The organism is Pseudomonas floridensis (assembly GCF_002087235.1).
Taxonomy (GTDB): Bacteria; Pseudomonadota; Gammaproteobacteria; order Pseudomonadales; family Pseudomonadaceae; genus Aquipseudomonas; species Aquipseudomonas floridensis.
This window is the reverse complement of record NZ_MUIO01000042.1, coordinates 40,497-50,720: the sequence shown is the minus strand read 5'-3', so window position 1 is coordinate 50,720 and position 10,224 is coordinate 40,497. Positions and strand designations below refer to the sequence as shown.

The window sequence follows — 10,224 nt, the reverse complement described above, 5'->3', positions numbered from 1 at the left end:
GACAGTTGGCTCCCACGGGAAGATCACGTCGTGGGAGCCAACTTGTCCGCGAAGGCAGGGTGTCAGGCGCCGCAGTTCAAGCGACGAACGCTACTGCCGAAACGCCTCGAGCCCTTTGATCTGCTCGCCATCGCTGAAGTTATCCACCGCCAGCCAGCCTTCGAAAGCGGTTTGCAGGGCAGGCCATTCGCCGTCGATGATCGAGTACCACGCGGTGTCTCGGCTTTTACCTTTAACCACCATGTGCTGGCGGAAGGTGCCTTCGTAGCGGAAACCGAAGCGCTCGGCGGCGCGTTTTGAGCGGGCGTTGTTGGCGTTGCATTTCCATTCCAGGCGGCGATTGCCCAGTCGAAACGCTTCCCTGGCCAGCAGGTAAATCGCCTCGGTGCCTTTGGGTGTGCGTTGCATGGAGGCGCTGAAGGTTACGTGGCCTATTTCTATCCGGCCATGGGCCGCGAAGATCGACAGAAAACTGATGATCCCCTCGGCTTTGCCAGTCTGCTGATTGATCACGCTGTAAAACCATGGATCTGTCGCTGCCTGATGCCCGGCCAGCCAGGTATCGAAGGCATCGCGCTGGCTGAACGGCCCGTAAGGCAGATAATCCCACAGCGCCGGGTCGGCATTCGGCCCCTGCAAGACTGACCACAAGTCGTCGGCATGACGGGATGTGTCCAGCTTTTCCAGCCGAATGAACCGACCGTTCAACGTCTCTGGCCCAGGCAGCGTCGCCGGTTGCCAATCCAATGCGGTCTCAGACATCAATCACTTCCTCAAAGAGCCTTGCGAAATTGAATGTAACCGCCACGCTCGGCGATGCGCTCATACAACTGAATGGCCGTGGCATTGGTTTCATGGGTCAGCCAATGCACCTTGTCACAGTCATCGGCCTTCGCAGTCGCGTAGACATGCTCGATCAACAACCTGCCGATCCCGCTGCCGCGCTGTTGCGGCGCAACGATCAGGTCCTGCAAATAACAGGCATTTTTGATGCTCCAGTTGGAGCGGTGATAGATGAAGTTCACCATGCCCACCGCTTCGCCGTCCAGCCAGGCCAGGGCCGAATGGGTCGGTTCGCTCGGGTCGAGCAGGCGTTGCCAGGTCACCTCACTGACGCCTTCGGCCAGCTCGGTCTTGTAGAAACGCAGGTAGGCCTGCCAGAGCGGCAGCCACGCTGAATGATCGTCGGCTGTCACCGGGCGAATATGCACATTGCTCATGGCTGTCATCCTTGGCCCATCAACCGGGCCAGTTGCTGTTCGTTGGGTTTTTGGCTGGCGGCAAGACCGTTTTTTACTCCGTCCATGTCCGATGCGCTGCGGTTCTGGCTGAGTTTGCGTTTGCCTTCCAGCCGCTGGACGGGCAGGGCGAAGCCGACGATGGCGCCGAGCATCCGGGCGATGTAATCGGCGGGTGCGTCATCAATCGACCAGGGCTGAGCGCGATCGGATTCGTGCTTGATCGTCAGCTCGTTCAGCAGACCACGCAGACGCTGCGTGTCGGTGAAGGTCTCGGCTTTGCCGCAGGCATGCACGGCCAGGTAATTCCAGGTGGGTACGACCTGACCGTGCTCGGCTTTGCTCGGGTAATACGACGGGCTTACGTAGGCGTCGCCGCCAGGGAAGATCACCAGCGTTTCGCTGCAAGTGTCCAGGTGTCGCCATTGCGGATTGGCTTTGGCCAGATGACCGTAAAGCGTGCCACGGGAGCCTTGATCACGACGCAGCACCAACGGCAAGTGACTGGCCTGCATGCCGTCCTCATCCCACGTGACCAGAATCGCCAGACGGGTCTGATCCATTTGCTCATGGAGTCTGGCGATATCGGTGTCGTTGAAGGCGGCAGGTGTGTACATGGCAATGCTCCCGTTTCGGTGAACCCATCCTAGGTAGGTCATTGGTCTGTTGTAAGATCCATTTTTCAGAGATTTCATAGGGCCAATACGATGGTGTCCGACCCGTCTGCGTTTCCGTCCACGCTCACCGGCATCCGGCTGGACAGGCGTCAGGGCCTGAGCAAGCAGCTTTATCGAGCGCTGCGTCAGCAGATTCTGGACACCCGACTGCCCAGCGGCACGCGTCTGCCTGCCAGTCGTGAACTGGCCGACCTGCTGGCGATTTCCCGCAACAGCGTCCTGCGCGCCTACGATCAGTTGTATGCCGAGGGTTTTACCGAAACCCGCGTGGGTGACGGGACCTACGTGGCGCATTTACCGAGCCGCACCGCAGCGCTGGATCAGCGGCACGACGTAAAACTATCCACCGACTTGTCCACAGGTTTGCCCACAACTTTGTCCACAGGTTTATCCACAGTTCGCCCGGGGTTTTCAAACAATCTGGACGCCGAAGTTATCCACAGTTCGGCGCTGAATCTGCTCAGAACCCATCAGCTTCCTGTTCCTTCAGGCGAAGCCCCCAGAGCGTTTCGCGTCGGCGTGCCAGCCTTCGATCTGTTTCCGTTCGCCCTGTGGGGCAAGCTTTACGCGGCTTTCTGGCGTCGGCCGGATCCGGCCCGGTTGGGTTATGGCGATGCGGCGGGAGAGCTGCGTCTGAGAGAGCTGATCGCGGCATATCTGCGGTCCTCTCGAGGCCTCTACTGCATGGCTGAACAAATTGTGATCACCAGCGGCGCGCAGCACGCGATCAGCCTTTGTGCACAGTTGCTGATTGATCCCGGCGATCGGGTCGCGGTAGAAAATCCGGGCTATCGCGCAGCGGGACATGCCTTTGCGGTGGCCGGCGCTCGATTGCAGGGTGTGGCGGTGGATGGCGAAGGTCTGTGCTGCGCCGAACTGGCACGCTCCGATTGCAGGCTGGCGTATGTCACGCCGTCGCACCAATACCCCACCGGTGTGGTGATGAGCCTGGCCAGACGCCTCGACTTGCTCGCGTGGGCCGAGCAGCATCAGGCCTGGATCGTGGAGGACGACTACGACGGCGAATACCGATACAGCGGCGCACCGCTGGCACCACTGGCTGCGCTGGATCGAAGCGGGCGAGTGTTGTACGTGGGCACCTTCGGCAAAATTGCCTTTCCGGCTTTGCGCCTGGGTTATCTGGTGCTGCCGCAAGAACTGGTGCAGCCGTTCAGCCAGCGCAAGGCGTTGGACATGCGGCATACCGAGGTCAGCACTCAGGCGGTCATGGCGCAGTTCATTGCCGCCGGGCACTTCCAGCGGCACATTCGTCGCATGCGGCGGGCTGCGTTGAGCCGGCGCAATGCATTGCTCGCAGGCTGGCCTGCCGATATCGCGGGTTGCGCCGCCATGCCCACGGTCTCGGCGGGGTTGCACGTGATGGTCAAGGTCCAGAGCCTGGCCCGCGAGCGTGAGTTGATCGAGCAGGCCGCCAGTGTCGGTGTCGAAATCACGCCGTTGAGCAGCTACTGGCTGCCCGATTCGCCCCAGTCCATGGATGAACGGGCCGGGCTGGTGCTGGGTTTTGCGGCGGTGCCGCAAGCGCATATCAACGATGCGCTGAACAGGCTGCGCACGGTCTGGTCCGAGTAGGCCTGCGGTACACGTATAATCGCCTCTTTCTGCTATTCGTCGTCGAGAGACTCATGAACACTTCCCTTTCTGCAACACCCGGCCGCACTTACGGCGCACCGCTGGCGGCGTTGTTTCTGTTATTGATGGGCGCGCAGTTTCTGCTGCTCAGCGTCGGCACCCGTCAGGTTCTGCTCTGGATTCTCGGTGCAGCGTTGGGCGTCACCCTGTATCACGCCGCGTTTGGATTCACCTCTGCCTGGCGAGTGTTCATTCGTGAACGGCGCGGTGCGGGTCTGCGCGCGCAGATGGTGATGCTCGCCGTTGCCGTGGTGCTGTTCTTCCCGGCGCTGGGTGCCGGCACGCTATTCGGGCAGCCGGTCACGGGTCTGGTCGCGCCCGCTGGCGTTTCGGTGGTGGTCGGAGCCTTCATCTTCGGCATCGGTATGCAACTGGGCGGAGGCTGTGCGTCCGGGACGCTGTTCACGGCGGGCGGCGGTAATGCGCGGGTGCTGATCACGCTGCTGTTCTTCATCCTTGGGTCGCTGATTGCCACGCACCACGTTGACTGGTGGTTCGCTCTGCCTTCGTTTCCGGCCACCTCGCTAGTAAAGAGCTTTGGCGTGATCCCGGCGCTGCTGGGCAACCTGGCATTGTTCGCCCTGATTGCGTTCGTCACCGTACGCCTCGAAAGGCGCCGTCACGGTCAGCTTGAAGCGCCTGTCACCAGCGAGCATCGCGGCCTGCGCCGACTGCTGCGCGGTCCCTGGATCCTGGTCTGGGGCGCTGTGGCGCTGGCGATTCTCAACTATGCAACGCTGGCACTGGCCGGTCGGCCCTGGGGCATCACCTCGGCATTCGCCTTGTGGGGTGCCAAAGTGGCGAGCGGTCTGGGCGTGGATGTCGGCAGTTGGGTGTTCTGGCAAAGCGCGGCGAATGCCAAGGCTCTGGCCGCGCCGGTCTGGGAAGACATCACCAGCGTCATGGACATCGGCATCATGCTCGGCGCTTTGCTTGCCGCAGGACTGGCCGGACGTTTTGCGCCGAACCTCGACATCCCGACACGCTCGATCGTGGCGGCCGTGATCGGTGGCCTGCTGCTCGGTTACGGCTCGCGTCTGGCCTACGGCTGCAACATCGGTGCGTATTTCAGCGGTATCGCTTCCGGCAGCCTGCACGGCTGGCTGTGGTTGGTTGCGGCCTATGCGGGTAACGTCATCGGCGTCCGGCTGCGTCCGTTTTTCTTTGCCGCAGAGCGTCCGCAGGTCGCGTTGAGCGGTTGCTGAAAAACGATTGAACCCTTGAGATAAAGCGGGCCGTTGGCGAACCATCTGCCATTTTGGCATTCAAACCCCGTGCAGTAGCGAGGATGTCCGAATGCGGTCTCGCTTATTTATCGATGGGGTAGTCCTTTGCAGCAGACGATCATGGGAAAAATCCGATTTCTGGGCAAGACAATCGGTTATGTGGGCTGGTCGCTTTTCTGGCTGCTGATTTGGGACGTGATTGTCACGGTCGATTTCATGCTGTACCTGGAGCGCAAGATCACCTTGCCATCCATGCCGCTGACCCTGCTGGGTTCGGCGCTGGTGGTGCTGACCAGCTTCCGTAACTCCAGCGCTTACAACCGATGGTGGGAAGCCCGCACGCTGTGGGGCTCGCTGGTCAACAGTTCGCGCAGCTTCGCCCGTCAGGTGCTGACGCTGGTCGAGGACGATGACGGCATCAACCCGGTGAAGGCGACCTTGTTGCGCCGCCACGTCGCCTACGTCAAATGCCTGTCTGCGCACTTGAAGGGCGCGCATTGCGGCGACGAGGTGCAAGCCTTGATCCCCCGTGAAGAGTTCGAACGCCGTTTCGACACCAACAACTTCCCCAACGACCTGCTCAACACCTCGGCTGCGCTGTTGGCCAAGGAATACCAGTGCGGTCGCCTGGACAGTATCCGTCTGGCACGTCTGGAATCGACGATGGTGGATATCTCCAACTGCCAGGGCGGCATGGAGCGCATTGCCAACACACCGTTGCCTTATCCGTACGTGGCGTTTCCGCGTCTGTTCATCACCCTGTTCTGCCTGATCGTCCCCATCGGTCTGGTCGAAACCCTTGGCTGGTTCACGCCGCTGGCGTCCACTGTGGTGGGCTTCATGCTGCTGGCGATCGAGAAGATCGGCACTGACCTGCAGAGCCCGTTCAAGGCCAGCGAGCACGAAATCCAGATGACGGCGCTGTGCGCGAACATCGAGCGCAATCTTGAGTCGATGCTCCGTGGTGCACAGGAAGAAAGCAAGGCGTCCTGAATCGGCCTCTACAAAAGAAATGGCATGGACGCCATTTCTCTTGTGCCGCAATGAGCGGTCGGGCTATCAGTTCTGTCAGGTTACGAGGGCTGTCATCATCTTTAAGCTGGCGATAACGTTTCCTGCCCAGGGACTATCGCCATGCACTTCTTCCGGTTCATCGCGCTGCCGATTCTGGTTCTAACCTGTCAGATTGCTCTTGCTGAAGACTTGCGTGGCAATACCGCGCGAGGCCTGCGTAATGACGGCGGTGACGAAATCCTGCTTCAGGGCTTTCACTGGAACTCCAGCCGCTCAACACCTCAAAGCTGGTACAGCATGCTCAAGGACAAGGCTCCGCAAATCCGTGCCGATGGATTCACCTCGGTCTGGATGCCGGTGCCGTGGCGCGACACTTCTCACTGGAGCGATGCGAACACTCAGGCGTCGGGGGGCGGAGAAGGCTATTTCTGGCAGGACTTCGACAAGAACAGCGCCTATGGCAATGCCGACACGTTCAAGCAGGCTGTCGACGCATTGAGCGCTGCCGGGGTCAAACTTGTGTACGACGTAGTACCTAATCACATGGATCGGCAGCACATCGGCCCACAACTCAAAGAGCGGCTGAGTGACAAGGAAGACTGGCGCGACGGCTGTACGCAGTGCGACGACGGCGATCCGTTCATGGGCGGAGAAGCTGACCTCAACACCGCAAAACCTGAGGTCTTCGCTCTGTTCGGTGAGGAATTCGCCAGGTTGCGCGACAGTCATTCGGCAGACGGTTTGCGTTTCGACTTCGTGAAGGGCTATAGCGCCGCCACGGTCAATCGCTGGATGGAAGCGTTTGGGGATCAGCAATTCTGTGTCGGGGAACTCTGGAAAGCGCCTGGCGAGTACCCGCCCGAAGACAGTCGGCATATTGCCAGCTGGCAAGACGCGTTGAAGCAATGGTCCGATCAGTCCCGCTGCACTGTCTTCGACTTTGCGCTCAAAGAACGTATGCAGAACGGCGATATCACGCAGTGGAAATACGGACTGAACGCCAACCCGGACGCCAACTGGCGTGCCGCTGCGGTGACCTTTGTGGATAACCATGACACCGGTTATTCGCCTGGAGCCAACGGTGGGCAGCACCACTGGGCGTTGCCTGAGCATCTTCGCGATCAGGCTTACGCTTATATTCTCAGCAGCCCGGGAACGCCGACAGTGTACTGGCCGGACATGTACGACTGGCCACGCGGTTCCTTGCTGCGGCAATTGATACAGATTCGACGCAGTGCCGGTATCAGGGCCGATTCGCCGATCAGCTTCCTGAAAACCGCTACAGGCCTGGTCGCAGAAGTGACCGGCACCCGACAACTGCTCCTGATCGCACTGGGTTCTGATTACAGAAACGAACAGGTTCCGGCCAGTTTCAAGCCAGCACTGAGTTCGGGTGCCAATGAGGCAATAAGGATTTGGCGAGCCAATGCCGTTGAGGTCCAGCTGACCTGCACAAATGGTCAGACCCGCTGGGGCGAGGGCGTTTATGCCATCGGTTCTGGTCTGGAGCTTGGTGAGTGGGATCCGGCGCGGGCGGTTCGTCTGGATGAAACCGGTGAGTATCCAGACTGGCGGCAGCGGATTCGCGTCGCCGACAATGCGGCCTATGAATGGAAATGCATCGTGCGCAGCGATGCCGAGCCCGAAAAGGTCATCAAATGGCAGGAGGGCGCCAATACACGTTTTGTTGCGAAGGAGGGCGGTGACAGCAAGGGCGGATTATGAGGGGTGTTTCGGCAGGATTCGGCTCAGTCTTGAACCCTGCCAAAACAGCTTGGGACTTAGCGAAGTTCCCCGCACAGATCCAGCTCGACCAGCCGCCGGATATCTTCGATCACAAGGTCTGCGCCGAGCAGAGTGTGCAGCTTGCCGAATGCCGCTTCGCGCGTCATTCCGCCACCTGACAGCACGCCGGCCCCACGCAGACGGCTGCCCGCTTCGTATACATCCAGCTCGACGCCGCCTTCGTGGCACTGCGTGATTGCAACCACGCAGATGCCTCGCGCCCTTGCGTTTTCCAGGCTGGCGACGAACCGGGGATCGTCGCTTGGACCTGTGCCGTTGCCGAAGCATTCCAGGACCAGGCCCTGAATGCCACTGTCGACCAGACCGTCCAGCTGCGCGGCGCCGATACCCGGAAACAGCGGCATCACGGCGACGTTGGCCAGGGTTCTGGGCTGACGATAATCCAGCGCGTCGGGTAATGACACGGCGGCATGACCGCCTCGCGATCGCTGCAGCGGCGCGAACGGGTGGCGTCCGAAACTGCGGATTTTGGCGCAGCGGGTCGGTGCCATCAGATCGCCGTGGAAATACAGATGAACACCTGAAGCCAGCCCGCTGCCCAGCGCAAGCAACGCGCCATTGACGTTTTCCCAGGCATCGCTGTCCGGCACGCCAGCAGGCAGCATGGAGCCTGTGAATACCACCGGTGCATCAAACCCCAGCAACTGAAAGCTCATCGCTGCGGCGCTGTAGGCCAGGGTATCGGTGCCATGCAGCACCAGCACCGAATCGCAGCCGTCCACATCCACCGCTTCGATCACCGCTTCACGCAGACGCAGCCAGTAGGCTGGCGTCATGTTGGCACTGTCGATCAGGGGCGACATCTCGCGAAAACGCCATTGCGGCACGATCAGTTCGGGGTGCTCGGCCAGTTGCGCGGCCATTCGTGCCTCGAAACCCGACGCAGGTGCAAGGCCGTTGGCGCTGGCCTGCATACCGATGGTGCCGCCGGTGTAGAGAACCATTACTCGCTTGGCGGGTTGATGTGCGTCGTGAGTCATGGCTCTCTCCTTTCAGGGCGTTGTACGTTTATCGCGCTTGTGGAGCAGGTTTGCCTGCCACTTCAGCGTCGTGAACCGGTGTCTGGGCAGGGTTGGCCGGCCAGGCATTTCGATCCAGATCCAGGTCCGGGAATTGGCTGGAATCGAAGACCGGAGTCTTGATGCCCGCACGACGCTGGGCATCGTAATCATTCAGGATGCGTTTGACGACTTTGAACAGCATCGCCAGCGCGATCAGGTTGACGAAGGCCAGCATGGTCATGGTGATGTCAGCGAAGGCCAGTACGTCTTTGAGGTCAACGACCGCGCCCCACAGAATCAGCACCAATACCGCGACGCGATAACCGATGATTGCCTTCTTCTTCTCGCCGAAGAGGAAGCGCAGGCTGTTTTCACCCAGGTAGTAGTTGTAAAGGATCGAGGTGAACACGAACAGCGCCAATGCCACGCTGATGAAGATCCGGCCCCAGTCACCCACCACGGCAGCCAGCGAGTTCTGTGCAAGCACGATACCGTTGCCGTCGTAGCCAACGTCGTAGATACCGGAGAGCAGAATCAGCAGGGCGGTGCAGGTGCAGATCACGAACGTGTCGAGGAACACGCTGAATGCCTGAACCACGCCTTGGGCAACCGGGTGCTCGACCTGAGCCACCGCCGCCACGTTCGGGGCGCTGCCCAGACCGGCTTCGTTGGCGAACACGCCGCGCTTGACGCCCATGACGATCGCGCTGCCGATCAAGCCGCCGAACACCGGGTCAAGACCGAAGGCGCTTCTGACGATGGTCATCAGCATGGCCGGAACGTGGTCGATCTGCAGGACGATAACGTAGACAGTGACCGCGATGTAGATCAGGGTCTTGACCGGCACCAGCAGGTCGGAGATCGCAGCAATGCGCTTGATGCCGCCGATGAATGCCAGGCCCAGCAGCACGACCAGACAGATGCCGGTGGTCATGGTGTTAACGCCGAAGGCGCTTTTCAGCGAGTCGGTCACCGCGTGCGATTGCAGGCCGTTGAAGGCGAAGCCGAAGGTCACCAGCAGCAGAACCGCCATGACCATGCCCAGCCAGCGTTTGCCCAGACCGTGCTGGATGTAGAACGCCGGACCGCCACGGAACTGGCCTTCGGAGTCCTTGCGTTTGTAGAGCTGAGCGAGGGAACACTCTATGAAGCTGCTGGACATGCCGACCAGCGCGGTCACCCACATCCAGAACACGGCACCCGGGCCACCGAGCGTCACGGCAATGCCGACACCTGCAATGTTGCCCGCACCGACGCGGCCGGCAAGGCTGAGCATCAGGGCCTGAAACGAACTCAGCTGACCCGCGCTGCTACGCAAGCTGTCGCGAAATACCGAGAACATGTGGAAAAAGTGTCGAAACTGAACGAAACGTGAGCGGATCGTGAAGTAACTACCCAGGCCTACGATAAGTACGATCAGTACTTTACCGGAGAGAAAGTCGTTAATCATTTCCAGCATTTTTGTTATTCCTCGCTACTTTTGAGGGGGCGCACTATACCGGTGCAAAGTTTTTACGTCTGTAGCCGCTTTCTTGTGGGACTGATTCTTCATTTACGGCGCTAAATGAATGCGCTGTGGATAAACTCCGCAGAGCGTTGTGCCAGAGGC

The 10,224-nt window shown here is 60.3% G+C and carries 9 protein-coding genes; 4 read left to right on the top strand and 5 right to left on the bottom strand.

Annotation, left to right across the window (positions count from 1 at the left end):
- Window positions 1–90: 90 nt before the first annotated feature.
- From BZK31_RS12620 to BZK31_RS12610, 3 genes are read right to left on the bottom strand one after another with little or no spacing between them, the layout of a single operon-like run.
- On the bottom strand, window positions 91–762 hold the full coding sequence (locus BZK31_RS12620; protein WP_083183180.1) for a GNAT family N-acetyltransferase: 672 nt from the start codon (window positions 760–762) through the stop codon (window positions 91–93).
- Window positions 763–773: 11 nt separating this feature from the next.
- Window positions 774–1,220 (bottom strand): GNAT family N-acetyltransferase, encoded by a 447-nt coding sequence (locus BZK31_RS12615; RefSeq protein ID WP_083183178.1) that lies wholly within the window; start codon window positions 1,218–1,220, stop codon window positions 774–776.
- Between the two features lie 5 nt (window positions 1,221–1,225).
- Entirely contained in the window at window positions 1,226–1,855 is a 630-nt protein-coding gene (locus BZK31_RS12610) for an FMN-binding negative transcriptional regulator (RefSeq protein ID WP_083183176.1), read from the bottom strand.
- Window positions 1,856–1,945: 90 nt separating this feature from the next.
- Here BZK31_RS12610 and pdxR point away from each other — a divergent pair, with 90 nt between their 5' ends.
- The 4 genes from pdxR (at window position 1,946) to BZK31_RS12590 (ending at window position 7,533) form a co-directional block, all read left to right on the top strand.
- Complete coding sequence (gene pdxR / locus BZK31_RS12605; protein WP_083183174.1) at window positions 1,946–3,508, top strand: MocR-like pyridoxine biosynthesis transcription factor PdxR; 1,563 nt, start codon at window positions 1,946–1,948, stop codon at window positions 3,506–3,508.
- Between the two features lie 53 nt (window positions 3,509–3,561).
- Window positions 3,562–4,773, top strand: coding sequence for a YeeE/YedE family protein (locus tag BZK31_RS12600; RefSeq protein ID WP_083183172.1), 1,212 nt, complete (start codon window positions 3,562–3,564; stop codon window positions 4,771–4,773).
- 141 nt (window positions 4,774–4,914) lie between these two features.
- Window positions 4,915–5,787 (top strand): bestrophin family protein, encoded by an 873-nt coding sequence (locus BZK31_RS12595; RefSeq protein ID WP_167377941.1) that lies wholly within the window; start codon window positions 4,915–4,917, stop codon window positions 5,785–5,787.
- A gap of 141 nt (window positions 5,788–5,928) precedes the next feature.
- A complete protein-coding gene (locus tag BZK31_RS12590; RefSeq protein WP_083183167.1) occupies window positions 5,929–7,533 on the top strand; it encodes a glucan 1,4-alpha-maltotetraohydrolase domain-containing protein in 1,605 nt (534 codons plus the stop codon).
- Window positions 7,534–7,589: 56 nt separating this feature from the next.
- On the opposite strand, the gene BZK31_RS12585 is transcribed toward BZK31_RS12590, so the two are convergent.
- Both BZK31_RS12585 and BZK31_RS12580 read right to left on the bottom strand, forming a co-directional pair.
- A complete protein-coding gene (locus tag BZK31_RS12585) occupies window positions 7,590–8,594 on the bottom strand; it encodes an asparaginase (RefSeq protein ID WP_083183165.1) in 1,005 nt (334 codons plus the stop codon).
- Window positions 8,595–8,622: 28 nt separating this feature from the next.
- A complete protein-coding gene (locus BZK31_RS12580; protein ID WP_083183163.1) occupies window positions 8,623–10,074 on the bottom strand; it encodes an alanine/glycine:cation symporter family protein in 1,452 nt (483 codons plus the stop codon).
- Window positions 10,075–10,224 lie beyond the last annotated feature (150 nt).

What these genes read in the sequence shown, in the direction of transcription:
- BZK31_RS12620 (WP_083183180.1), bottom strand. Translation starts at nt 762, where the DNA reads ATGTCTGAGACCGCATTGGATTGGCAACCGGCGACGCTGCCTGGGCCA.
- BZK31_RS12615 (WP_083183178.1), bottom strand. Translation starts at nt 1,220, where the DNA reads ATGAGCAATGTGCATATTCGCCCGGTGACAGCCGACGATCATTCAGCG.
- BZK31_RS12610 (WP_083183176.1), bottom strand. Translation starts at nt 1,855, where the DNA reads ATGTACACACCTGCCGCCTTCAACGACACCGATATCGCCAGACTCCAT.
- pdxR (WP_083183174.1), top strand. Translation starts at nt 1,946, where the DNA reads ATGGTGTCCGACCCGTCTGCGTTTCCGTCCACGCTCACCGGCATCCGG.
- BZK31_RS12600 (WP_083183172.1), top strand. Translation starts at nt 3,562, where the DNA reads ATGAACACTTCCCTTTCTGCAACACCCGGCCGCACTTACGGCGCACCG.
- BZK31_RS12595 (WP_167377941.1), top strand. Translation starts at nt 4,915, where the DNA reads ATGGGAAAAATCCGATTTCTGGGCAAGACAATCGGTTATGTGGGCTGG.
- BZK31_RS12590 (WP_083183167.1), top strand. Translation starts at nt 5,929, where the DNA reads ATGCACTTCTTCCGGTTCATCGCGCTGCCGATTCTGGTTCTAACCTGT.
- BZK31_RS12585 (WP_083183165.1), bottom strand. Translation starts at nt 8,594, where the DNA reads ATGACTCACGACGCACATCAACCCGCCAAGCGAGTAATGGTTCTCTAC.
- BZK31_RS12580 (WP_083183163.1), bottom strand. Translation starts at nt 10,074, where the DNA reads ATGCTGGAAATGATTAACGACTTTCTCTCCGGTAAAGTACTGATCGTA.